Below are 25,154 nucleotides of genomic sequence, written 5' to 3'. Positions count from 1 at the left end.
CTGCGGGATGCGCCGGGATCGTCGACGCTGGACCGCATGGAGCACGAACAACACCAAGAGATCTTCCAGGCCTCCATCTTCACCGTGGCTGAGGCCACGGACGCCGGATTCACACAGTACCGGCTGAGGGACGCACGGCTGACCTCACCCACGCGAGGCATCAGGATGTGGGACGGCGCCACCCCGCCGTGGTTCGAGACCCTGCGGGCCTACTCAGGACTGGAGGGCGAGCACTACCTGAGCCACACCACGGCCGCCCAGATCTGGGGTCTCTGGGTGCCGTTCTGGCTGAAGATCGAGTCACCCATCCACATCACGGGCCGGAAGGGCGCCACCGGTGCCCGCCGTCGCCCGGAGGTGGTGGGACACCGGGCCACACTGGACCCAAGGGACGTGGTGGAGGTCGACGGGTTGCGGCTCACCACCCCGGCCCGGACCTGGCTGGATGTGGCACCGATGTTGCGGGACCCCTTCGACCTGGTGGCCGCCGGCGATGCCCTGCTGCAGCGGGCCGACGGACCGGACCGGCCGGAAGGCGTCCTGGGGGCCAACCCCCTGGCCAGCCTGCCCGAGATCGACGAGGTCCTGGGCCGGCGTCGTTCGGTGAAGGGCATCCAGGCGGCGCGTGAGGCACGCGGGATGCTGAGGGCCGGCGTCGACTCGGCGCCGGAGTCCCGCATGCGTTCGGTGATCCTCGCCGCGGGCCTGCCGGAGCCCGTGGTCAACCAGGAGGTGCGACTGCCGGACGGTCGGGTCAAGCGGCCGGACCTGCACTACCTGCGGTGGCGGATCGCGCTGCAGTACGAGGGCGAGGGGCATGCCGGCCGGGTGCAGCTCAACAAGGACATCCACCGGGACGATGCCTTCGCGGCCAACGACTGGATCACCGTCAGGGCCGGGCATGACCTCTACACCATGGCGGGCGAACGGCAGTTCCTGGATCGGTTGCGCAGGGCCATCGCGCAGCAGTCCCGCCGCTTTGGCTGACTCGCCACTCCAATCACGGCCGCGCGAACTGTCGATTCGCTCGGCGATTCTCGACGTGTAGCGCGGCCGTGATCCAAGGGGGAAGGGGATTACACGATCCGGGCGTCGATCAGGACCGGGCCCTCCGCCTTGAGGGCGCGCTGGTAGGCCGCCTCGAACTCCTCGCGGGTGTCCGTGCGGGAGGCCGGCACCCCGTAGCCCGCGGCCAGGGACACGAAGTCGATCCCGCCCAGCGTGATGCCAGGGACGTCGGGGACACCCATGCGCTCGGCGAAGCCGGCCAGCGCGCCGTAGCCGGAGTTGTTGACGATCACGAAGACCGTGCGGGTGTTCCGCTGCGCGGCGGTGTACAGGGCGCTGAGCCCGTAGTTCGCGGAGCCGTCCCCCACGGTGGCCACCACGGTGGCCTCCGGCAACCCCAGGGACATCCCGACGGCGGCCGGCAGCCCGAATCCCAGCCCGCCGGAGGCGGGGAAATGGTATTTACCCGGCTGGTCGATCGCGATCCGCTCGAGGTAGTCCAGGTCCAGGGTGGTGGTCTCGTTGACGTAGACCACGTCGTCGGTGACGTACTGGTTGAGCACCTCGAGGATCTCGGTGCCCGTCATCCCGTCCGGGGAGGTCCGGGCGGCCGGCAGCTCCCGGGCCGGACGCCGGGTGCCGCGGTCCGTGACCCCCTCGGCTAGGTCCACGACGGCGGCCCCCACCTCGGCGATGATGGCGCGGCCGAAGGGGGCGCGGGTGGCCTCGGAGGGGTCCTGGGTCAGGTGCCACACGTCGGTGCCGGCGTCCAGGTAGTCGCCCGGCTCCCAGCGGTGGTACCGGAACACGGGGGCGCCGAGCACGAACACGGCGTCATGGCCGGAGAGGTGGCGGCGCACGGACTCGATGCCCGGCACCATCACGCCCCCGAAGTTCGGGTGCGCCGTGGGGAAGGGTCCGCGGGGCGGGGACGGCGCCACGTACACGGTGGCATCGGTCCGCTCGGCGAGCCGGACGATCGCCTCGAAGACGGCGGGATCCTGGACCGAGGACACATCGACCTGGGGACCCAGGACCAGTGCGGGGTGCTGGGCGCCGTCCAGGGCGGCCACCAGCTCGTCTCGCAGCGCAGGGGTGAGGGCACCCGAGGTGGTCACGGAGCGGGAGGTGAGCAGGCCGTCGTCGGGCAATGCCGGTTCTTCCCAGTCATCCATGGGGACGGAGACGTAGACCGGGCCGCGGGGATGGGTGGTGGCCTCGAGGATGGCCTCGGAGAGGGTACGGGGCACGTCCGCGGCGGCGAGCGGCTCGTGGGAGTACTTGGTCAGGGGCCGGGTCAGGGTGGCGGCGTCCACGTTGGCCAGCATGGCCTGCTGGCCTACGGTGCGCCGGATCTGCTGGCCGGCGAGCAGCACCAGCGGCACGTGGGCGTACCGGGCGTTGGTCAGGGCGCCCATGGCGTTGCCCGTGCCGGAAGCGGCGTGCAGGTTCACCAGGACGGGCTGGCCGGTGGCCCGGGAGTAGCCCTCGGCCATGCCCATCACCACCTGCTCGTGCAGGCCCAGCACGAAATCGAAGTCCTCGCCGAGCCCGGCCAGGAACGGCAGCTCGTTGGACCCGGGGTTGCCGAAGATCCGCGTCATGCCGTGGGTGCGGAACACGTCCAGGGAGGCCTGAAGGACCGTCCGATTCTCTGCTGTGTTGCCCATGAAGATCAATCCGTTTCGATTCACCGCGGTGAGAGGGGTAGGTGCGTTTTGAGGGCGATCCCACGGGTGGGATCGCCCTCAAAACGGGGTGGGGTTTAGAAGGGGTAGGGAGCGATCTCGGGGCGCATGGTGAGCCACTGGGTCTCGGTGAAGGCCTCGATGTTCGCGGCGTAGCCACCGAACCGTGAACCGGTGCCGGAGGCCCCGACCCCGCCGAAGGGGGCATTGGACTCATCCGAAACCGTCTGCTCGTTGATGTGGACCTTGCCCGAATGCACCATGTCCGCCAGGCGCATGGCCGGGCCCACGTCCCCGAGGATGCCCACGGAGAGCCCGTACTCGTTGGCGTTGATGATCTCCGCGGCCTCCTCGATGCTCGAGAAGGACATCACCGGGGCCACCGGCCCGAAGATCTCCTCCGCCCAGGCCGGGTTGTCCTGATCGATCCCGGAGATCACGGTGGGGGCGTAGAACAGGTTCTCGTACGTGCCCCCGGCCTCGATGTTCGCCCCGGCATCCTTGGCGCCGCGCACGATCCGGTCGATGTTGTCCCGCTGACCGGCATCGATGATCGGACCGATGGCGACCTGCCCCGTCGGATCACCCACCGGCAGGTTCTCGGCCTTCTCCTTCAGCGCGGCCACGTACTCGTCCTTCAACGATTCGTGGACCAGGTGCCTACCGGTGGTCATGCAGACCTGGCCCTGGTGCAGGAAGGACCCGAACGCCCCGGCGCTGGCGGCGGCGGCGACATCGGCCCCGGGCAACACGACCAGGGCATTGTTCCCACCGAGTTCCAGGTGGGCGCGCTTGAGGTTGCGCCCGCAGGCCTCCCCGACCTTGCGGCCGGCGGCGGTGGACCCGGTGAAGGACACGATCCGCACCTCCGGGGCCTCCGTCAACGCCGCCCCGGTGGCCGCACCACCGGGCAGTAGCTGCAGCACCCCGGCGGGCAGGCCGGCCTCCTCGAAGGCACGCATGATCATCACGCCACCGGAGACGGGGGTGCGGGGGTCGGGCTTGAGGATCACCGCGTTGCCCAAGGCCAGGGCGGGGGCCACGGAGCGGATGGAGAGGATCAGCGGGAAGTTGAACGGGGAGATCACCGCGACCACCCCGGCGGGCTGGCGGCGGGCGAAGGACCAGTGGTCCTCGTCCGAGGTCAACACGTCCCCGGCCGGGTGGTGGGGCAGCCCGGCGGCGTCGAAGCACTCATTAGCCGCCACGTGGGTCTCCAGCCCGGCCTTGGGGGCGATGGCCCCGGTCTCGCGCTGGACCCAGGTGTTCAGCTCGTCCACGTGGTCCTCGAAGACCTGACCGGCCCGGCGCAGCACCGCGGCCCGCTCCTCCGGCTTCTTCGCAGCCCATTCCTTCTGCGCGGTGGCGGCCCGGGTGGCCGCGGCGAACACATCCTCCGGCGAGGCCATCCCGGCAGAGCCCAACACCTCACCGGTGGCCGGCTCGATCACGTCCGCCGACTCGGCCGAACCCTTCGTCCAACCATTCGTGTAGATCTTCCCGCCCCAAACAGACGAATCCAGAAAACTCATGACACTCCTTCATGTGGTGGCCGTGCGGGGGTGCCGGCCTGGTAGGTCCCTACCTCATTGTCCGTTATAGCCTCGCATGTGGTCGCGGACACGTCAGGCGACTCTCTCACTCCGCGAAATGCGCCTCCGATCACGGCCTCGCCAACTGTCCATCCGACCGGCGTGTCTAGTCATCACCTGAGGCCGTGATGTAGCAGGTGTCAGCAGAAACAGAACGGTGCGGCTCCCCGGGTGGGGCGCCGCACCGTTTTGGTCGGTGTCGATGGAAGGACGGAAAGGGGTGTGTCAGACCTCGGTGCGCGGGGGCATGGCACCGCCGCCGCGCTGGGCGGAGAGCAGATCGCGGATCTCGGTGAGGAGGACGACGTCGTCGGAGACCTCCACGGCGTCCGGGTCGATGCCGAGCTTGCGGTTGCGGCGCTCGATCATCTTGTTCATGGGCATGACGATGATGAAGTAGATGGCGGCGGCGATCAGCAGGAAGTTGACCAACGCGGTGAGCAGCACGCCGAACCTGATGTCATTGCCGTTGAGGGTGACTACGGCGAACGAATCGAAGTCCGGAGACCCCACCACGCCGGAGATGAACGGCATGAGCACTGAATCGACCATGGCGGTGACGACGGCGCCGAAGGCCCCGCCGATGACGACGGCAACGGCGAGATCGACGACGTTGCCCTTCATGATGAAATCTTTGAATCCCTGGAGCATGGCTAGAGAATAGGCCCGCTTAGGGACCAACAGGCGTCAAGAGCGGCAACGACACGCCGGACGTCCGGCGAAAGTGCTCCCGCCCCATGGGCTGGGACCACCCCACCGGACGTCCGCCGTCACCTGCATCAGCGCTTCACCGGCACCTCACCACCGGTGCGCCACGTCCACCACCAAACGCGAGCCGGTGCCCGGTCCATCCAGTATGAAGGCGCGCATCGGCAGCCGGGCCCGCACGCCCAGCCCGAAGGTGGTCTGACCTTCGAAGCTGCCGGCGTAGGCGACCTGGCGGTAGGTGTCGAAACCACGGACGTTGACGGCGTTGGCCCAGCTGGCCGGGGTGTAGGTGGGCGAGCCCCAGCTGGTGTAGGCCGCCGAGCGGACCACGATCCGGATGTCGCCTGCCCCGGACAGGGGCACGTACTGGCCCGATCCCTCTCGATAGACGGAGGCGTAGCGTACGTCGAATCCGGAGACCTTGCCCCGCAGGTCGATGACCATTCGGTCGAAGCAGCTGTGCCGGCCCGCCCGGGCGTTGGTGATCTGGGCCCCGGAGTAGGTGCCGGCGGACTTGGTCAGTGAACCCCAGGTAATGCCGCAGTAGGGATCGTTGTACGGTCCCGAGGCGGCCGCCGGCGGCGGTGCGGCGGCGCTCAGCCCGGTGGCCAGTCCGATGGCCAGGGCAAAGGTCCCTGCGGCGGCGAGTGGCTTTCTCATGACGGTGCCTTCCACTGGTGGCCCGGCGCCGTGCCGGGTCCGACTAGCAGAAGTGTGCGCCCGCGCCGCCGAAACGGACAGCACGGATTGGCTGAGTTCCGGTTGCTTTCAGACCGTCAGGAGGCCCGGTCACGGTCCCGTTGGCCTCGGTTCGGTGACGCCGAGGAGGGGGTGGCGGCGGGAGCGGTTCAGCGGCGCGGTCAGGAGGCGTAGTCCGGCGCCGCCTCGAAGCCCCAAGCGGTCTCCAGCACCCCGCCGGAAGCAACGACGTCGGCCGCGGCCTGGGTGCCCACGTACCGCAGGTGCCAGGGCTCGGGGGAGTACCCCGTGGTCTGTTCGGCGCCCTCCGGGTAGCGCACGATCCAGCCGTGCCCGGCCGCGTGTTCCGCCACCCAGGCACCCTCCCCGGTGTCCCCGAAGCACTGCTCCAGGGCGCAGGCGCCGGAGGCCGCGCCGACGTCCATGGCCAGCCCCGTCTGGTGCTCGGAGAAGCCCGGGCGCGCGGAGATCCGGTCCGCCTCGGCCTGGCCGTACTTCTGAACCCAGCCGCCGTAGGTGCCCTGCTGGTAGGCGTAGGAGCGGTAGGCGCTGAGAAGCGTCAGCTCCACGCCGTCCGCGGCGGCCGCAGCGAACAGTTCCTCAGCCGCGCCGGCGGCCTCGGCGCGCAGTTCCAGACTCGTGCGCGACGACGGCACGTCCGGCACGCTCAGATCCTCCGGCGCGTAGTCGGCCGGGTCCAGCGGGTGCTGCTTGTTGACCAGTACGTGGAGGGACGCGGGGGAGGAGTGGTCCAGCTCCGGTTCCGGCTCCGGTTCCGTGGAAGCTGAGGCCGGGCTGGACATACCGGGCGGGGAGTACGTCGGAGTGGAAGACGCCGTGGAAGAGACCGAGGGGTCGGCGGTGGAACACCCGGTCATGATCACCGCGGCAACGCCGAGCAGTGCCATGGCCCGCAGACGATCTGTCATCAGACCTTCCTCAACAGAACGCGGGTGACGGCGTGGCCGGCATTCTTGGTCATCACGAGCTTGGCGCGGCCGCGGGTGGGCAGCACATTTTGGACGAGGTTGGGGCCGTTGATGCGGTCCCAGATGTCCTCGGAGGTGGCGGTGGCCTCGGCGTCGGAGAGCTTGGAGTAGCGGTGGAAGTAGCTCTTGGGGTCCGCGAAGGCCCCGGAGCGCAGGCGCATGAACCGCTCGGTGTACCACTGCTTGATGGCGGCGGTCTTGGCGTCCACGTAGATGGAGTAGTCGAAGAAGTCGGAGACGGAAAGCCCGGCGGTGCCGTCTGCCCGGACCCGCGGCGGGGCGAGCACGTTCAGCCCCTCGACGATCAGCACGTCCGGGCGGTGCACCACCACCTCCTCGTGCGGAAGGATGTCATAGGTGAGGTGGGAGTACATGGGGGCCCGGACCTCCGGGGCACCCGACTTGACGTCGGCCACGAACCGCATCAGCCGCCGTCGGTCATAGGACTCCGGGAATCCCTTGCGATCCATGAGGCCGCGGCGCTCTAGCTCCGCGTTGGGGTAGAGGAAGCCGTCCGTGGTGATCAGCTCCACCCGGGGTGTGTTGGGCCAGCGGCGCAGCATCTCCTGGAGCACGCGGGCCGTGGTGGACTTGCCCACGGCCACGGAGCCGGCCACGCCGATCACGAAGGGGGTGCGCCGGGTGGACTCACCGAGGAACTCGTTGGAGGCCCGGCGCAGGTGGGCGGCGGCGTCCACATTGATGCTCAGCAGCCGGGACAGCGGCAGGTAGACCTCGGCGACCTCGCGCAGGGAGAGGTTCTCGCCGATGCCCCGCAGCCGGTCCAGGTCGTCCTGGTCGAAGGGCTGTTCCATCTCATTGGCCAGCCGCGCCCAGGTGTCCCGCTCGAGTTCCACGAAGGGGGAGTAGTGGTTCTCGCCGGAGTCCGGCTCGGGCGGGGAGCCGGCCCAGGTGATGGGCCCGGCGGCGGTGACAGGCGTGGCCTGGGGGAGTCCGGTGCCGGGTGCGTCGGGGGGATTCACCCGTCCATTATCCATGCGGTGCGGCACCCGCTGTGAAGCGGGCCTCGTATGCGTCGGGGAGCTTCCCCGGCTGGGACGCACCGGCTCTGGACCTCGGGCGCCGCGGAGGCGTTGACTTGACCCAGCACCAGGGTGGTCCGCGACGTCGGCCAACGGGGTCGGCGGCGTCCCACCTGGAGGAGGCATTCTGATGGAACACCGGGACCGCGTGCCCGCACGCCACGAGATCGCGGCGATCAAGCCGGTCAAGGACCACTCCGAGGACGAGCTGCTGGCGCGGCCCGGCGTCGTGGGCGTGGACATCGGGGAGAAGGTGCGGGGCGGCCGGGGCACCGGGGAGCCCAGCATCCTCGTCTTCGTCACCCAGAAGAAGCCGGAGGCGGACCTGGCACCGGACGAGCTCATCCCGGCGGAGATCGACGGGGTCACCACCGACGTGCAGGAGATGGTGATCGAGCTCCAGTCGGCCCGGCAGCGCGTGGAGACCGGGCGCCAGGTGGACGGCTCCCGGTACCCGGTGCTGGCCGGCGGCATCAGCATGGGCCCGTCCCGCGCCGTGTTCCTGGCGCCCCCGGACGTGGAGGAGGAGGGCGAGTACACGTTCGTCGGGACCCTCGGGGCGCTGGTCCGGGACCGGGACTCGGGAACGGTCATGGCCATGACGAACTTCCACGTGGCCTGCGTGGACGATCAGTGGAGCGCGGGGGACCGCATGGTCCAGCCCGGCCGGCCCGACGGCGGCGACCCGGCCGCCGATGAGTTCGGCACCTTGACGAGGGCGCAACTGACGGAGAACACCGACGGCGCCGTGGTGACCCTCGAGGAGGGACGGCAGTGGTCCGCCGAGGTCACCGGGATCGGAGACGTGACCGGCGTCGCGGAGGCCGCCCCGGGGATGGCGGTCCAGAAGCGGGGCCGGACCACGGAGCACACCGCCGGAACCGTGGCCTCCACGGAGGCCTCGCTCAGTCTCGACTACGGCGACGGCCTGGGCAGCCGGACGTTCCGGCGGCAGGTGCGCATCACCACCGACGCGGAGCGGTCCGAGCGCTTCTCCGACGGCGGGGACTCCGGTTCGGTGATCCTGGACGCGGACCGCCGGGTGGTGGGCCTGCTGTTCGCCGGCTCCACGGACGGCAGCACGACATTCGCGAATCCCATCGCCGCCGTGTTGGAGGACCTGGGGGTCGAGGTCCAGGTGGGTCAGCCCGCCGAGGAACCGGAGGTGCCCCCGGCCGCCGGCACCGGGGGGTGCACCGTCGCCGTCACCATCGGGACGGTCAACGTCACGGTGAACCGCTGAGCGTGCCGCGCACCCGGTAGGATCTGCCCTTGTGAGAGACAAACGAGGGAACTCCATGCCGAAAACCAGCCAGGGCCTGGCCCCCAAGCTGCAGTGGACGGCGCTCATCGTGCTGGTTCTGGCCATCGTGGCCTTGCTCGTGGTCCTGTTCACCCAGCAGCAGGCCTACCGCGCGGACGCTGAGTCTGATCGGGAGGCCAATCTCTCCGGTTCATCCCAGGAGGCCACCGCGGGCTCCGGCGAGGCCTCACCCAGCCCCACCGCCACGGAGACCGCCGAGGAGGAGGCCCCCGCTGATCCGGTGGAGGCCGCCACCACCGCCGCGCGGGACGTGGTCCACGGCAGCGATGATGCCGTGATCAACGTGCTGGGCGATTCCACCTCCAACACCAGCAGCGAGTGGGTCTACCGCTGGGCGGAGGCGCTCGGTGCCGAGGCCTCCGTGAGCGTCCACACCTGGAACCCGGAGTCCGGCACCTGGTTCCCACAGGCCCGCGAGTACGGCGAGGGCGAGCGGACCATCACCATCTGGAATGCCTCCGCCAATGAGGGCACCCCGGGCTTCCCGCTCGAGCTGAACGACATGATCGAGCCCGAGGCCGACCTGACCATCCTCAGCTACGGCCACTTCGGTGCTCCGGAGGCCGTGGCCTCCTCCCTGGACGAGCTGCTCGGGACCTTGGACGCCGGCGGTGAGGAGGCCGCCCCCGTGGTGCTGACCGCCCAGAACCCGGCGCTGGCCACCTGGTCCGGCTACGCGGACACCAACCGGGACGCCATGCGCGCCGCCGCCGAGGAAAACGAGCTGCCGGTGATCGACGTCTTCGCCGCCTTCGAGGAGGCCGGCGACTGGGAGTCCCTGCTCACGGACCAGATCAATCCGAACAACGACGGCCAGCAGCTCTGGGCGGACACCGTCACGGAGTTCTTCGCGGCCTGAGATTCCGGCAGAGATCAGTTGCCCAGCCATCCAGGGTGGCTCAGCAGGTACCGGGCTGCGGCAAACCACGCGTGCTCAGCGCTGGGAGACATCAGCACACGGCCACCGTGATCGGTCAGGAGCTGACCGGCGGTGACTTCGGCCGCCAGCACCGCGTCGATTGCGTCACCGGCGGCCCGGTAGTCGATGTAGCCCGACGATTCCGCCGAACCGCTCAGGCGCTTCAGCGCGCCATCCAGCGGCACTGCAACCGTCCGTTGGGTGAAGGCCCTCTCGGCGCCTCGCTGGCGCCGGGCCGAGAGGTCCTCGGCCGTGCAGTCGAGTCGGACGAGGCCGGAGAACTCCGGCTTCATGGCCCGGTCCACCCAGCGGAAGTATCCGGTCACCACAGCGGAGTCTGCAATGATCTCCTCTGGCCGAACCAGGCTCTCCTCGCACAGTTCGCGGTGCATTCCGGTCAACACCAGGTCTGTCAGGGCCCGCCGCGGCTGGACGGTGTGGCGACTGCCGAAGAGGACCTTTCTACGTCCCTTGCTGCCCAGGTCGATGTCCTCCAACGATCCGGACCCGCTGACGGCCAGCGAACCGGGGGCGATCGAGTTGCCGTGGGTCTGCTGGACGAAGACCACATGACGGTCCGCCGTCACGGCCACGGTGCTGATGCCGACAAGGTTGGCCGCTCGAGCGTTCTCCAGCATGCGGATGCGCCCGGCGCGGTCCAGGACAAACTCCTCTACCGGGCATTCCCCTGCCTCCTCACCCCCGTTGGTGTTGACCAGCGGCCACGTCTCGTTGCTGGCTTCTCCGTCGAAGTAGGTGACGGGCTGGACCTCGAAGTCGCCGGACTCCAATTGGGAGACGGTCGGCTCTGTGGTCAACCGCAGCAACCGGCCATTGAAGCGGATCGGTAACTTGCGCCGACGCGACGTGTTCCGGTCCACGCGCAGGGCAGCGGCGGCTCCGGAGGCGAGCACAGCCGGCATCTCGTAGGCGTGCCGGCTCCGGCGCACGACGGCTACCTGGTTACCGCCCGTTTCTTCATCGCGGTGGGCGGGGGACTGCGCTTGCAGGGCGCGGTCCACGGCCTCGTCAAACCAAATCTCCACCGCCTTGACACCCGGCTGTTGGCCCGTCCGCTCCAGGCGCGGTTCTGAGGCTGCCCACTGAACGGCAGCGGCGGGATCGCCATGCCGTTCACCGAGGAAGGAGGGCTCGTCTCGAAATGCGAAGCGCACGGAGCGCCACTTCCGGAAGATCAGGACCAGCCGCCAGACCAGCGCGGCGGCACCAAGAGCCGCGAGAGCGATGAAGGCCGGCGTGACCCACGCTTCTGGCAAGACCACGATGCCCAGCAGGAAGGCTACGGAGCCCCAGAGGAACGCGGTCTCCTCGGCGTAGACGAAGCGGTAGTAGTCCCAATGGGATTGAATCTGGCGCCAGAGCATTGTCCTGCCTTGTGGTTTCGGCTTGGGGAGACCGCCCCAGGCTGCGGTCTCAGACCCTTCGCCGCACCAGCCTAATGTGCGGTCATCGCAGTCATGTAAACCGCCTGCGTGCGGTGGATGCTCGGGTCAGCTGCGGGACCGGATAACCTAGTGCCCATGTGTGGAATCGTCGGCTATATTGGCCAGCCCTCTCAGTTGAATCAGCACTCGTCCTTGGACGTGCTCATGGAAGGCCTCAAGCGCCTCGAATACCGCGGATATGACTCCGCAGGGATTTCGGTGGTGGCCAACGGTGCCGTGGAGCACCGGAAGAAGGCAGGCAAGCTGGCCAACCTCACCGCAGAGCTGGAAGAGCACCCCGTGCCGGTGTCCTCGGTGGGCATCGGCCACACGCGGTGGGCCACGCACGGCGCCCCCACTGACCTGAACGCCCACCCGCACCTGGCTGACGATGATCAGCTCTCAGTGATTCACAACGGCATCATCGAGAACTTTGCCGAGCTGAAGAAGGAACTGCTGACTCACGGCGTCATCTTCCGCTCGGAGACCGACACGGAAGTGGCCGCCGCACTCCTCGGTCACATCTACCGCAATGAGGCGGGCCAGGACCTCACCAAGGCTATGCAGCTGACCAGCCAGCGCCTCGAGGGTGCCTTCACGCTGTTGGCCGTCCATGCCGACCACCCGGACCGGGTGGTTGCCTCCCGCAAGAACTCGCCGCTCGTGGTCGGTTTGGGAGACGGCGAGAACTTCCTCGGCTCGGATGTCTCGGGCTTTATTGACTTCACCCGCCGGGCCGTCGAACTCGGGCAGGACCAGGTCGTCACGATTACCGCAGACGCAGTCGAGATCACAGACTTCTTCGGCAACCCGGCCCAGGGCAAGGAATTCACCGTGGACTGGGATGCCGCCGCTGCCGAGAAGGGTGGCTTCGCCACCTTCATGGAGAAGGAGATCTACGATCAGCCGCAGGCCGTGGCCGACACTCTCCTGGGCCGCAGCGACACCGAGGGCAATCTCATCCTGGATGAGTTGCGCATCGACGAGGACGAGCTGAAGTCCATCCGCAAGATCATCGTCCTGGCCTGCGGCACCTCGTCCTATGCCGGGATGGTGGCGAAGTACGCCATCGAACGCTGGTGCCGCATCCCGGTGGAGGTCGAGCTCTCCCACGAGTTCCGCTACCGCGACCCGATCATCGACGTCAATACCCTGGTGGTCTCCATCTCCCAGTCCGGCGAGACCATGGACACGCTGATGGCCGTGCGTTATGCCAAGGAGCAGGGTGCCCGCACGGTCTCTATCTGCAACACGAACGGCTCGACCATTCCGCGTGAGTCTGACGCCGTGCTCTACACCCACGCCGGCCCTGAGATCGCTGTGGCATCGACGAAGGCCTTCCTGGCGCAGATCACCGCGGCCTACTTGTTGGGGCTCTACATGGCGCAGCTGACCAAGAAGCTGTACAGCCAGGAGATCAAGGACATCCTCGCCGATCTGGCGGAGATCCCGGCCAAGGTCCAGCAGATCCTGGACAACGCCGATCAGATCAAGGAGCTGGCTCGGGCCATGGCGGAGACGTCCTCCGTACTGTTCCTGGGCCGCAATGTCGGTTACCCGGTAGCCCTCGAAGGTGCGCTCAAGCTCAAGGAGCTGGCCTACATCCACGCGGAGGGCTTCGCGGCAGGTGAGTTGAAGCACGGTCCCATCGCGCTCATCGATGAAGGCCAACCGGTCTTCGTGGTGGTGCCCTCCCCGATGGACCGCCACTCGCTGCACGCCAAGGTGGTCTCCAACATTCAGGAGGTCCGCGCGCGCGGGGCCAAAACGATTGTGGTGGCAGAGGCCGGCGACGAGACCGTCAAGGATTACGCGGAGCAGGTCTTCTACGTACCGGAGACCCAACCCTTGCTCATGCCGCTGTTAACTACTGTCCCGCTGCAGATCTTCGCTTGTGAACTTGCTTCAGCCAAGGGCTATGACGTGGACCAGCCTCGTAACTTGGCGAAGTCCGTGACGGTGGAGTAAGACGAATCACAGTGTGAGTCCTGACGTGGGCATATAATTGTCAGTTCACCCAAAATTGGGTTGTTCGTCAGAAGATCACCGCATGTAGTGCCTGAAACATCCGAAACAGATCAATGTTCCCGTTTCGGGTTATAGGTCATGACGTAGTATCTGTTTGTCATTCTGTCGTCCGCCTGAGGGGGCCACGGCAGTGGAACGGCGCCGAGAAGCCAGAGGTTCTCTCGGACTCGCGCATCTTGGAGGACCATGAACCGGCGGACTCGAACACACGTTGCCAGGACGGCTTTTTTTGCCGTCGACATGGCGAGCTGGATCGCTATGATCCTGTTCGCTGCCTGGCTGAGGTACGAGTTCGACTTCATTCAGATGGACTGGGGGCGCCTGCTTCTCTTCGGTCTTGTCGCGGCAGCACTTCAGGCCGTTCTAGGGCTGGTCAGTGGTATCTATCGGGGCCGGCATGTCTACGGCACCTTCGACGAGGTCAAGTCCCTGACCTATATTGTCGTTCTGGTCGGACTGATGACGACGGTCCTGATGCTCGTGCTGGGCAATGTCTTCGACACCCCGCGGAGTACCGGGATCATCGCCACCCCCATGGCGCTGATCTGCATGTTGGGTATCCGGTACATCTACCGACTCTTCATGGAACGGCGGCGTAAGCCCGGCAGCACGGCCAAAGCCACCATCGTCTATGGTGCTGGATATCTTGGCGAGACGGTTGTCCGGCGTATGCAGACGGACGCGGATTCCGAGTACCGTCCCGTGGCGCTCCTCGACGACGATCCTCAGCTGTCCAACCTGGAGATCCGGGGCGTCAAGGTGATGGGCGGCTTCAACGAGCTGACGGACGTGGTGGAAAAGACCGGCGCGATGGAACTCGTGCTGGCCATCGGCCGAGCCGACTCCTCGTTGGTTCGTGAGATCTCCGATGCGGCAGGCGAAGCCGGACTGCACGTCCGTGTTCTTCCCCTCATGGAGCAGATCATGGCGGGTCACACCAAGCTCTCCGACCTCCGCGACATCTCCATCGAGGATCTCATCGGACGGAACCCCGTGGACACCGAGGTTGAATCCATTGCGGACTACATCGCAGGAAAGCGAGTTCTGGTCACCGGTGCGGGCGGGTCTATCGGCTCGGAACTCTGCCGGCAGATCTCTAAGTGGGCCCCTTCGGAGCTCATCATGGTGGATCGCGACGAAACAGGTCTGCAAGAGGCACAAATCGGTGTCATCGGTCACGGATTGCTCCATACCCGCGATGTCGTCCTGGCCGATATTCGTGAGCCTGAAGCCTTGGAGCGGATCTTCCAGGATCGCAAGCCACAGGTGGTCTATCACGCTGCTGCACTCAAGCACTTGCCGATGCTGGAGCAGTATCCGGAGGAGGCCTGGAAGACCAACGTCTTGGGGACCCTCAACGTCCTCAACGCGGCACGCAATGCCGACGTCGAGACGTTCATCAATGTCAGTACGGACAAGGCTGCGAATCCAACCAGCGTTCTGGGGCATTCCAAGCGGGTCGCAGAGAAGCTGACGGCCTGGATGGCTCAGGAGACAGGCCGCCCGTACCTCTCCGTGCGGTTCGGAAACGTCATCGGTAGCCGCGGTTCCATGTTGCCGACCTTCCGGACATTGATTGAGAAGGGTGGCCCGTTGACGGTTACTCACCCGGATGTCACCCGCTACTTCATGACCATTCCGGAGGCCTGTCAGCTGGTCGTCCAGGCCGGCGCCATCGGCGCACCTGCCGAAGTGCTCATCTTGGATATGGGTGAGCCCGTCAAGATCCTCGATATTGCAGAGCGCATGATCGAGATGTCCGGCAAGGACATCGAGATCACGTTCACTGGACTCCGCGAGGGCGAGAAGATGCACGAGGAATTGGTGGGGCTGGGCGAGGGCGACGCGCGACCCTATCACCCCAAAATAACCCATGCTCACGTTCATACATTGTCACCGATCGATATGAACAAGGCGGTTTGGTTGGAACGCTGCGGCAAACTCGAGGACCAGCGCGAGACCCCTGGTGTCGCGTGATTCCCAGTATTTCTACTGTCGTCGTAACGATCAGTGAAGGGCGGTTTGCGGCGGCATGAAGATCGGGATGATCACTCAGTGGTACGACCCGGAGCCGGGGCCTGCCTCGCTACCGGGAGTCCTCGCCCGAGAACTCGTCAAACGCGGGCACAGCGTCAATGTGGTGACCGGCTTCCCAAACTATCCCGACGGCAGAGTCGCTGATGGATACCGTCTGGAACCTCGCATGCACGAGACGCTGGACGGGGTGAACGTGACCCGGACCTACTTGTTTCCGAGCCACGATAACTCCCTAGCCAAGAGGCTCCTCAACTATGGATCCTTTGGGGCTAGCGCTGCAGCACTCGGACTTGGCGCTCTCCGTGGGGCGGACGTGGTCTGGGTCAACTACTCACCGATCACGGTTGCGCTGCCCATGCTTCTGCAGCGTTATCTGCGGGGTACCCCGATCATCAGCGAGGTTGCAGATCTATGGCCGGATACCGTCATGGTGTCGGGATTCGAGTCTGGTGGCGCAGCCGGTCGCCTCGCTGCTCCAATCCTCAATGCCTGGGTCTCTTCGATGTACAAGGCCTCTGACGCAGTCGTGCACATTGCTCCCAGCGTGGGGCGGATTCTGGCCGAACGAGGCGTACCCGCGGGAAAGATCACCTACATCCCGAAGCCGGCCAATGAGAAGGTGTTCCACCCCCAGGGGGCGTCCATGAGGACGGAGCTGGGCATCGACGAGGATCAAATCGTGTTGGTCTACGCAGGCGCGATGGGTCAGGCGCAGGGACTCGACACCCTCATGACGGCCTGCCGCGACCTCGATCCAGAGCGCGTCGTATGTGTGATGGCCGGTGGAGGCAACCAGGAGAACCGCCTCCGACTCCTCGCCGCCGAGGCGCCAGCGGTACGATTCATCGGCCGAGTCCCTCAAGATCGAATGACTGACCTCATGGCGACGGCCGATATCGCATACATCAGCCTGGTGGATGATCCCCTCACGCCCATGACCATGCCGAGCAAGACTCAGGCGATTCTCGCCTCCGGCACAGCGGTCCTGGTGGCTGCCTCCGGGGACGTTGTTGATGTCGTCACCTCGGCAGGTGCGGGCGTGGCTGTCGACCAGAGTGAACCGGCGGAGATCTCCCGGGGCATCCAGGAGTTGGCAGATTTGGGGCGGGAGGGGCTCGCCTCGATGGGCGCCACCGCACGGGCGACGTACTTGGACCAGTTCAGCGTGGCGAGGACCACCGATCTCGCTGAGCACACCCTGGCTGTTGCCGCCGGGCGCACTCGGCGGACGGGCACGGCGAGCTCTGCGCCAGCGCTGCAGGTGGTACCGCTCCGTCGGGCGCACGTGGACGAGATCGCGGATCTCCATCGGCAGGCCTTCCCCGAGTTCTTCCTCACGAAGCTCGGTACGGGATTCCTGAAGGAGTTCTACCGAGGCTTCTTGGACGACCCGACTGCTGTGTCGGCAGTCCTCCTCGACGCCACCGGCAAGGTGCGGGGAGCAGCCGTGGGAACCACGGAACCCTCCGGGTTCTTCAAACGCCTGCTGAAGCGTCGTCTCGTGGGCTTCGCCACCCAGAGCGCCGCCGTCGCGCTGAAAAGCCCCTCGCGTGCACCACGATTGCTGCGAGCGGTAGCCTACCGCGGGGAGGTCCCTGACAACCTCCCCGGGGCAGCCCTCTTGAGTTCGATTTGTGTTGATCCGGACCTTCAGGGACAGGGTGCAGGCCGATTACTTCTCGAAGAATGGACAGAACAATCGCAACGGCAGGGCGCCTCATCAGCAGTCCTGACCACTGACGCTGACGGAAACGAGAGCGTGAACGCCTTCTATCGACGACTTGGATGGACAGTTCACGATGATTACAAGACGGCGGAGAACCGCCGCATGAACCGATACGTCAAGGCCATGCTTGATTCTGATCCCGAAAGGACCTCTGACGATGCCTGAAGCCACAGAGAACGACCCCTTCCTGCCCTTCGCCCGGCCCGACATCACTGAGGCCGAGATCGACGCTGTCACCCAGACGATTCGTTCGGGATGGCTCACCACCGGCCCGAATGCTGCGGCTTTCGAGAAGGAAATGGCGGAGTTCCTCGGCGGTGAGGACATCATCTGTGTGGCGGTGAACTCGGCGACGGCGGGACTCCATCTGGCAGTGGAGGCCTTGGGAATCGGTCCCGGGGATGAAGTCCTGGTCCCGACGTGGACGTTTACGTCCACCGCAGAGGTGGTCAGGTATGTCGGTGCAGATCCTGTGCTCGTGGATGTGGATCCCGAGACACTCAACATCGACTTCGTTGACGCAGAGCGGAAAATCACCGGTCGTACCAAGGCCGTGATGCCGGTGCACCTAGCCGGGATCCCGGTGGATGCCGGAGAGCTCGAGGACTTCGCATCCCAGCACCAACTTCTGGTGGTCGAGGACGCGGCTCATGCGTTCCCCGTGATGTCCAACGGCAAGTACGTCGGCAACTCCACCTCAGACGCGGTGGTGTTCAGCTTCTATGCGACCAAGACGATCACCACAGGTGAGGGTGGCATGGTGATGGTCCGATCTGAGGAGATGGCCCAGCGAATGCGGACCATGCGCCTGCACGGGATCAGCCGAGACGTCTTCAACCGCTACCAGTCAACGGTGCCGGCCTGGCGCTACGACGTTGTGGCACCCGGCTTCAAATACAACTTGCCGGACACGGCGGCGGCGATGGGTCGAGTTCAGCTGGGACGGGCCGTGGAAATGCGGGATAAACGGCGCGAGATTGCCCACCGATACCTGGAAGCGTTCCAAGATTTGCCCCTTGAGATGCCACTGGTGCCCGAGGGCCCGGAAAATCATGCTTGGCATCTCTTCGTGCTGCGAATCGATGCCGAGTCCGTAGGAATGCACCGTGACGAGTTCATCAACCGGATGAGCGAGGAGGGAGTCGGGACCTCAGTCCATTTCATTCCGCTTCACCTACATCCGTACTGGAAGGAAGCTTGCGGTTCGACGGATGCTGACTTCCCGGTGGCCACTCGTGAGTTCGAGAGGGCAGTGAGCCTTCCGATCTTCTCCTCGATGACCGATGGCGACGTGGAAAAGGTCATCCGTGCGGTCGGGCGGGTGCTGGCTCGGTGATCAAACGGCTTTTCGACACGGTCGTTTCGGCGGGGGCCTTGTTGGTCACGAGCCCCGCCTTGGCCGTGGTGGCCGTCACCATCAAAGTGACATCCCCTGGTCCGGTGCTCTTCACCCAGGAACGTGTTGGCCAGTACGGTCGGACGTTCCGGATTCACAAGTTCCGGACCATGCGGCCCGACCATGGTGGCCTGGCAGTATCCGGCACGGGGGATCCGCGGGTGACCCGCATCGGCGCGATTCTCCGGAAGACCAAGATGGACGAGATTCCGCAGTTTTACGACGTCCTCCGAGGCAGCATGTCGCTGGTGGGGCCTCGCCCTGAGGTTCCAGAGTATGTTGCACAGTGGCCTACTGAGATGCGGCCGGTGATCCTTTCTGTGAAGCCGGGCATCACGGATCCGGCGTCCATCGAATTCCGGAATGAGGGGGACGAGCTGGCCTTGGCCCAGGACCCTGAGTCGCACTATGTGAACTCGATCCTTCCGAGAAAGGCGGCTGCATACGTGGAGTACGTGCAGCACAGGTCTCTGGTGGGGGACCTGAAGATTCTTGGCAACACCGCGAAAGCGGTGCTGCTCCAGTGAGATCAGTCAGCAGGCAGCGAATGACGAACAAGCATGGAGGACAACAGTGAGTGACAAGAGCGAGCCGAAACAGACGGTTCCCGAGTCAGTGCTCATCACTGGCGGCACTGGAAGCTTCGGCCACAGGATGGTGCGCTATCTACTCGATCAGGGGAGTGAACGTGTCCATGTCCTGAGCCGCGATGAGGCAAAGCAGGACCAGATGCGCCATGACCTCGGCGACAACAGGATCAGGTACTTCCTCGGTGACGTTCGCGACTATGACAGCATCCGAGCTTCCATGCAGGGCGTGACGCACGTCTTCCATGCGGCCGCGCTCAAGCAGGTTCCGTCCGCGGAGTTCTTCCCGATGCAGGCCGTCAAGACCAACGTCCGAGGCAGCGAGAACGTAATCAAGGCGGCCGAAGAAGTCGGCGTCGAATCCGTGGTGTGTCTCAGTACCGACAAAGCGGTATACCCGGTCAACGCCATGGGAATGACCAAGGCACTGATGGAGAAGGTTGCACAGGCCCACGGCCTGGAGAACCCGCAGGCCAAAACCATGGTCTCGTGCGTGCGCTACGGCAATGTCCTGTACTCCCGTGGAAGCGTGGTCCCGCTGTTCATCAACCAGCTCAAGACCGGCAAGAAGATCACCGTCACGGATCCGGACATGACGCGCTTCATGATGAGTCTTGACCAGAGCGTGGACCTGGTGCATTACGCCATGAACAACGCCGAACAGGGCGATCTGTTCATCCGTAAGGTCCCTTCGTGCACCATCGGCAACCTTGCGTCCGCTGTCTGTGAACTCTTCGACCGTGAACCTGATATGAATATCATCGGCACACGCCACGGGGAGAAGCTCTCCGAGCAGCTGGCCACTCGTGAAGAACTGGCCCGCGCCGTGGATCACGGCGACTATTTCCGGGTGACAGCAGACAAGCGGCAGCTGGACTACACACCGTTCTTCGAAGAGGGCAGCAAGACGGTTAACGCCTACGCGGACTACGACTCGCACACGGCCCGGCATATGGATGTAGAGGAGACCAAGGAACTTCTCCTGAGCCTTCCCGAGATCCAGCGCGAGCGGAAGAGCTGGGGGCTGGCGTGAGCATCATCGCTGCGACCGGTGCCGGTGGCTTCCTGGGCTGGCACCTGCGGATCCGGAACTTCTCCAGGACGGGTGAAGACGTCCGTCCCATTCACCTCGGTGACGGCTTCGACCTGGCTGATGCGACTGCGGCCATTGACGGTGCTGACCGGCTCGTGCACTTGGCGGGCGTCAATCGTGGCACCGATGAGGAAGTCGCCCACGGGAATCGGCTGATGGCCGGACAGATCGCTGAGGCACTCAGGAATGCTCCGAGCCGGCCGGAGACCGTGGTGTTCGCCAATTCCGTCCAGGCGGGTAACGGGTCGGAATACGGCTCGGCTAAGCAGGACGCGGCTCGTATCCTCGGAGATGTCTGCAGCGAGCTGGGACTGGTCTTTGTAGACCTGCTCCTTCCCAACCTTTTCGGCGAGCATGGCAAACCGTTCTACAACTCGGTGGTGGCGACGTTCTGTCATCTGACGGCTCAGGGGGAGCCCGTCCAAGTGCAGCAGGACAAGGAGCTCCAACTCATGCACGCCCAGGTGGCGGCGGAAGCCCTTCTGGAGGCCCAGTCGTCTCCAGATCTGGACGCCTACCGAACAACCGACATCACCGTCTCGGAGATCGCTGAGAAGCTGGCACATTTCAACGTGCTCTACTCGCGGTCGGAGATCCCAGACCTGACAGGTGCCTTTGATCGGGACCTGTTCAACACCTACCGGTCCTTCGCCTTCGAGGTCCGGCCTGCGCAGCCGCTTGAACCGCGCGCCGATCACCGGGGACACTTGGTGGAGACGGTCAAGAGCCATGGAGGTGAGGGGCAGACGTTCTTCTCCACCACGAAGCCGGGCGTGGTCCGCGGACAGCACTACCACCTGCGGAAGATCGAGCGTTTTGTGGTGCTTGCCGGTAAGGCCTCACTCGGGCTTCGGCGCATGTTCTCCACTGAGGTGATGACTATCAACGTCACCGGCGATCAGCCCCAGGCAGTGGACATGCCCATTGGCTGGGTGCACAACATCTGCAATACGGGCACGGACGAGGATGTACTCACCCAGTTCTGGACCAACGAGATCTTCAACCCCGATGACACCGACACGTTCTACCAGGAAGTCTGAGGCTGCTGTGGCCAAGAAGTTGAAAGTCATGACCGTTGTGGGGACCCGGCCGGAGATCATTCGCCTGGCGTGCGTGATCCGCCGTCTGGAAGACACCACGGACCACGTTTTGGTGCACACGGGCCAGAACTACGACTACAACCTCAACGAGGTTTTCTTCCGGGACCTGGGGCTGCGGAGCCCTGACCACGTTCTGAACGTGGATACCTCGTCTCTCGGGGCGGTACTGGGCGATGTACTGCGTGGCACTGAGCGAGTGCTGCTGGAGGAGAAGCCGGACGCCATGGTGGTCCTGGGGGACACCAACAGCTGTGTCTCCGCCATCATGGGCAAGCGGCTCAAAGTGCCGGTGTTCCACCTCGAAGCCGGCAATCGGTCGTTCGACCCCAATGTTCCTGAGGAGATCAATCGACACCTCGTGGACCATGTGAGTGACTACAACCTCGTCTACACGGAGCACTCGCGGCGCAATCTGCTCTCGGAGGGACTGCACCCGCAGAATGTGATGGTGATGGGGTCGCCGATGATGGAGGTACTGTCGAGCTACCGCGATCAGATCGACGCCTCGGACGTGCTGGACCGCCTCGGACTGGAGCCCGGCGGCTACCTGCTGGCCAGCGTGCACCGGGAGGAGAACGTGGACCGCAAGGACCGGCTGGAGCAGGTTCTGGCGTCCCTGCAGGCTGTGGCCGCTGATCAGGACATGCCGTTCCTCGTCTCGACTCACCCCCGGACTCGCAAGAGGATCGAGCAGTATGGCCTGGAGACCAACAGCAACCTGCGTCTCCACGAGCCCCTCGGCTTCCATGACTACAACAAGCTGCAGCTTGCGGCCCGCTGCGTCATCTCGGACTCCGGCACCATCTCCGAGGAATCATCCATGCTCGGATTCCCGGCCGTCACTATTCGCGACGCGATTGAGCGCCCAGAGGCCATGGACACGGGGGCCATCATCACCACAGGACTGGACCCCGATGATGTGGTCGACGCGGTCAGGATCACGATTGATCAGCACGGCACCGACGGACGGTCAACCATCCCAGCTGACTACCAGATCACCGATTCCTCCCGCCGCGTGGTAAATTTCATCCGATCAAACGCTCGACTCCACAACCGCCGTGCCGGAATTCGCGTCGAACGATCATGACGTGGCGATCCTGCCGGTCTTATGTTTTCGGCGGCAGTCATCGCGCATCCCTGTGTCTTGTCAAATATGCTCATGCCACGGTAGCTTGATTTAAGTTATGACGATTTATGGATCGAATTGAAAACCAATTTATGTTAAATTCAGGCAGTGATGTCATGGACCGCAAACCCGGCAAACTGGCCTTCAGGTTAAGTATCATTCTTGGCGTCGTGGTATACGCACTGGTGCTCGAGTACGCTTATGTAAACTTTGCTGCAGATAGATTCGCTTATCTTAGGTATTACTACGTCGAGCCGGACAGAGTCTTGATGGGGATCGGCCTTTGTGCCCATATCCTCACCGGATGGACCTTGAGTGCGAAATGGCGTCGCCCCTCGGACGTCATTGCCTGGATGACCTTCAGCTTGGTCGTGGTGCCCATCGGTGTCATCCCGTTCTTCAGCGGCGCAATTGGGGGATGGGAAGCATTTGGTTGGTCCGTGGGATCAGCAGCGACCCTCCTGGTCATGAACAAGGTGTGGTCCGTCAGGGCGGCGACGTTCGTCCCCATCGTTGTGCGTCAATCAGCCTGGTTATGGTCGACGATAGCCGTATTCTCAGTCGCCACCTATGGAGTCATGGCAGTCACGGTGGGGCTGTCCATCGACCTTCCGGGACTCTTCAGCGTCTACGATATTCGAAGCGAATACAAATCCACCCTTGCGGAGACCAGCCCACTTCTGGGGTATCTGGTGAGCAATCAGGGTAACGTGATCAACCCGCTGATTATGGTCTTGGGAGCAAAAAGGAAAGGCTTACCGCTTATACTCATCGGCATCGTCGGACAGTTGCTCATTTACTCGGACACTGGTTTCAAGGCGATTTTTCTTTCCGTACCGGTTGCAGTCGGTCTTGGTTGGTTTTTGCGGAATAGATCGAGCCTGAGGAGTGGGCTCTTCCTGCATTCCGTGAATGTAATCGCGATCCTGTCGATAGTGATTGAGACGTTTCGTGAAATAGGTATCGTGCAGATACTCGTCAATCGACTAATGATCAATGCCGGTTATCTCACGGCCATGTATGCAGATTTTTATGGCGGTGCACCTAAGCACAAATGGTCCTATTCGTTCCTCGAAGGTGTCACGCAGAGTCCGTATCAGATGTCACCCGCTCAATATCTGGGCGAATCTTACTTGGGCTTTGAAGGACTCAACGCAAATGCCAATTTCTTTGCGGATGGGTTTGCCAACTGGGGAATCATGGGAATAGTTATTGAAGCTGCTATCCTGCTCATCACTGCCTTGGTGTTGAATAGCGCAGCTCGAGGACTGCCCATATCCCTCGTGGTCGGTGTTCTTCTGTTGCCGATGATAGGCCTCGTTAATGGCAGCCCCATCACGTCGTTGCTGAGCTACGGTTTCGTTCTGGCAACGATCATCTTCGCCCTCTGCCCTCGGGAACAGCCTGTCGAGGACGTTGCCGCGCCTCATAATGCTGTTGAAAAAAAGGGCAACGTAGGGGTGAAGAATCCCCTCAAGGCAGGACGTCCTCAGCATTACGTCGCGCCAAGCCGCGGGGAATATTCGCATCACCGTGGTCTATCTGCAGTGCACGTGGCGCCAGTGGGCACATCTGCCGGTGGTGTATAGAGACGGCTTTTTCGGTAGCGAGTGTGTAGCCCGACTTGGCTCAGATTTAGTGCCCCGCGTGGGAGCTGATCTGGTCGAGGATTTCCTGGGTGTCGGCGTCGATGGCTGGGGCGGCGGTGAGTTCGTGACCGTTGACGTTGACGTTGACGTTGACGTTGACGTTGATGATCACGGTCCGCAGGGGCCTGAGGGTCTGGACGAGCTGCTTGATGCTCACCTCGATGACGTCCTGAAGGTGGCGGGCCACGGCCAGGGCACAGAACACCACGGTCAGGTGGGCCTCAATCGAGTCCCGCTGATGGTGGAACATCGGCCGCGCGCGGATATCCGACTTGGCCATGCGGAAGGACTTCTCCACCTGCCACAGCGAGTGGTACGCCGCCACCACGGCCGGCCCGTCGAGCACTTCTGGGCCGATATTCGAAACGTAGCCTTTCAGGCCCAGGAGCTGGCGGGCCCGTTCAACCAGAGCCCAGTCCACGCCGGGTTTCTTGCCGGCGAGCTTCACGAAGCGGTTGAGTATTCGGAGGCTTGGGAGCCACCCGATATTGCCATTCGGGGCCAGCGATATTGCCGTTGGGGGCCACCAGTCGCGGCGGTGGGAGCCACCACGGGCCATCCTGTCTCAGATGAGTCATCATCAAGCACGAATCACCACCCCACGGCGTCCGGTGCACCTTCTCGAGGCGTGGTTTCCGGCGGCCCAACCATCTGCCCTGCGCCTCAAGAACGACTGTCCGCACCGTCCGGCGGGAGCAGGGAACGTTCAACGGACAGCGGCCCTCCCGGGCGTCCTGGACCGCTCCCACGCATCTGAGGGACGTGCCCTGCCCACGGGGCCTGTGACGTCACCCGGGTGGGTGTCCGCTCAGCGCGTGGCCGTCCTTGCCGACGGTGCCGATGACTTGAGCCGTCGGCATTCCGAAGTTCCAGTAAGCCCCCAGCGTGTATAGACGGCTCTTTCGGTAGCGGGTGTGTAGCGATCCGGTAGCACGGGCGCAGGTATCCGGTAGTGCTTCTATCGGGGTCACTGCGCCCGCGCTGTTGGGTCAGGCCG

The 25,154-nt window shown here is 64.5% G+C and carries 19 protein-coding genes and 1 pseudogene; 12 read left to right on the top strand and 8 right to left on the bottom strand.

The features are described from left to right. Positions 1-36: 36 nt before the first annotated feature. Positions 37-987, top strand: coding sequence for a hypothetical protein (locus ACSU1G_RS29580; protein WP_439284408.1), 951 nt, complete (start codon positions 37-39; stop codon positions 985-987). A gap of 89 nt (positions 988-1,076) precedes the next feature. Here the strand turns inward: ACSU1G_RS29580 and mdlC are convergent, their stop codons facing one another. The 6 genes from mdlC to coaA all read right to left on the bottom strand — a co-directional run bounded on the left by mdlC (position 1,077) and on the right by coaA (position 7,682). After that, positions 1,077-2,678 (bottom strand): benzoylformate decarboxylase, encoded by a 1,602-nt coding sequence (gene mdlC, locus ACSU1G_RS29575; RefSeq protein WP_439284406.1) that lies wholly within the window; start codon positions 2,676-2,678, stop codon positions 1,077-1,079. 95 nt (positions 2,679-2,773) lie between these two features. Continuing rightward, positions 2,774-4,228: a benzaldehyde dehydrogenase gene (locus ACSU1G_RS29570; RefSeq protein ID WP_439284404.1), complete on the bottom strand. Its 1,455-nt coding sequence runs from the start codon at positions 4,226-4,228 to the stop codon at positions 2,774-2,776. A 285-nt stretch (positions 4,229-4,513) separates the two neighbouring features. Continuing rightward, positions 4,514-4,939, bottom strand: a complete 426-nt coding sequence (mscL, locus tag ACSU1G_RS29565; protein WP_439284402.1) for a large conductance mechanosensitive channel protein MscL — start codon at positions 4,937-4,939, stop codon at positions 4,514-4,516. A gap of 147 nt (positions 4,940-5,086) precedes the next feature. Beyond that, on the bottom strand, positions 5,087-5,656 hold the full coding sequence (locus tag ACSU1G_RS29560; protein WP_439284401.1) for an AMIN-like domain-containing (lipo)protein: 570 nt from the start codon (positions 5,654-5,656) through the stop codon (positions 5,087-5,089). 200 nt (positions 5,657-5,856) lie between these two features. Next, positions 5,857-6,624 carry a M15 family metallopeptidase gene (locus ACSU1G_RS29555; RefSeq protein ID WP_439284400.1) on the bottom strand — a complete coding sequence of 256 codons (768 nt, stop codon included), beginning with the start codon at positions 6,622-6,624 and terminating at the stop codon, positions 5,857-5,859. Further along, the gene (gene coaA / locus ACSU1G_RS29550; protein WP_439284399.1) at positions 6,624-7,682 is read right to left on the bottom strand and encodes a type I pantothenate kinase; all 1,059 of its coding nucleotides are present in this window, start codon (positions 7,680-7,682) and stop codon (positions 6,624-6,626) included. Before coaA ends, ACSU1G_RS29555 begins: the two co-directional genes overlap by 1 nt. A gap of 175 nt (positions 7,683-7,857) precedes the next feature. On the opposite strand from coaA, the gene ACSU1G_RS29545 reads away from it, so the two are divergent. Further along, on the top strand, positions 7,858-8,970 hold the full coding sequence (locus tag ACSU1G_RS29545) for a hypothetical protein (protein ID WP_439284397.1): 1,113 nt from the start codon (positions 7,858-7,860) through the stop codon (positions 8,968-8,970). A 55-nt stretch (positions 8,971-9,025) separates the two neighbouring features. Beyond that, positions 9,026-9,910, top strand: a complete 885-nt coding sequence (locus ACSU1G_RS29540; RefSeq protein WP_439284395.1) for an SGNH/GDSL hydrolase family protein — start codon at positions 9,026-9,028, stop codon at positions 9,908-9,910. A gap of 14 nt (positions 9,911-9,924) precedes the next feature. Here ACSU1G_RS29540 and ACSU1G_RS29535 read toward each other — a convergent pair whose 3' ends face one another. Continuing rightward, positions 9,925-11,355: a hypothetical protein gene (locus ACSU1G_RS29535; RefSeq protein ID WP_439284393.1), complete on the bottom strand. Its 1,431-nt coding sequence runs from the start codon at positions 11,353-11,355 to the stop codon at positions 9,925-9,927. Between the two features lie 156 nt (positions 11,356-11,511). Here ACSU1G_RS29535 and glmS point away from each other — a divergent pair, with 156 nt between their 5' ends. From glmS to ACSU1G_RS29490, 9 genes are all read left to right on the top strand, one after another. Then, complete coding sequence (gene glmS, locus ACSU1G_RS29530; protein ID WP_439284391.1) at positions 11,512-13,383, top strand: glutamine--fructose-6-phosphate transaminase (isomerizing); 1,872 nt, start codon at positions 11,512-11,514, stop codon at positions 13,381-13,383. Positions 13,384-13,629: 246 nt separating this feature from the next. Next, positions 13,630-15,420 (top strand): polysaccharide biosynthesis protein, encoded by a 1,791-nt coding sequence (locus tag ACSU1G_RS29525; RefSeq protein WP_439284389.1) that lies wholly within the window; start codon positions 13,630-13,632, stop codon positions 15,418-15,420. Positions 15,421-15,475: 55 nt separating this feature from the next. Further along, positions 15,476-17,371, top strand: a complete 1,896-nt coding sequence (locus ACSU1G_RS29520) for a GNAT family N-acetyltransferase (RefSeq protein ID WP_439284387.1) — start codon at positions 15,476-15,478, stop codon at positions 17,369-17,371. Then, positions 17,364-18,542, top strand: a complete 1,179-nt coding sequence (locus ACSU1G_RS29515; RefSeq protein ID WP_439284385.1) for a DegT/DnrJ/EryC1/StrS family aminotransferase — start codon at positions 17,364-17,366, stop codon at positions 18,540-18,542. The genes ACSU1G_RS29520 and ACSU1G_RS29515 overlap by 8 nt, the downstream gene beginning before the upstream one ends. Then, a complete protein-coding gene (locus ACSU1G_RS29510) occupies positions 18,539-19,129 on the top strand; it encodes a sugar transferase (RefSeq protein ID WP_439284383.1) in 591 nt (196 codons plus the stop codon). Before ACSU1G_RS29515 ends, ACSU1G_RS29510 begins: the two co-directional genes overlap by 4 nt. A 46-nt stretch (positions 19,130-19,175) precedes the next feature. Then, entirely contained in the window at positions 19,176-20,222 is a 1,047-nt protein-coding gene (locus ACSU1G_RS29505; RefSeq protein ID WP_439284381.1) for an SDR family NAD(P)-dependent oxidoreductase, read from the top strand. Then, complete coding sequence (locus ACSU1G_RS29500) at positions 20,219-21,322, top strand: polysaccharide biosynthesis C-terminal domain-containing protein (protein ID WP_439284379.1); 1,104 nt, start codon at positions 20,219-20,221, stop codon at positions 21,320-21,322. Before ACSU1G_RS29505 ends, ACSU1G_RS29500 begins: the two co-directional genes overlap by 4 nt. Positions 21,323-21,350: 28 nt before the next feature. Further along, positions 21,351-22,469: a non-hydrolyzing UDP-N-acetylglucosamine 2-epimerase gene (wecB, locus tag ACSU1G_RS29495; RefSeq protein ID WP_439284377.1), complete on the top strand. Its 1,119-nt coding sequence runs from the start codon at positions 21,351-21,353 to the stop codon at positions 22,467-22,469. 107 nt (positions 22,470-22,576) lie between these two features. Further along, positions 22,577-24,097 carry a hypothetical protein gene (locus tag ACSU1G_RS29490; protein ID WP_439284375.1) on the top strand — a complete coding sequence of 507 codons (1,521 nt, stop codon included), beginning with the start codon at positions 22,577-22,579 and terminating at the stop codon, positions 24,095-24,097. Between the two features lie 46 nt (positions 24,098-24,143). Here ACSU1G_RS29490 and ACSU1G_RS29485 read toward each other — a convergent pair. Then, positions 24,144-24,614, bottom strand: a pseudogene (locus ACSU1G_RS29485) (IS1634 family transposase); the annotation flags it as partial. Positions 24,615-25,154: the final 540 nt, after the last annotated feature.

It is taken from the genome of Microbacterium sp. A93, assembly GCF_051842835.1.
This window is presented reverse-complemented; position numbering and strand designations above follow the sequence as displayed.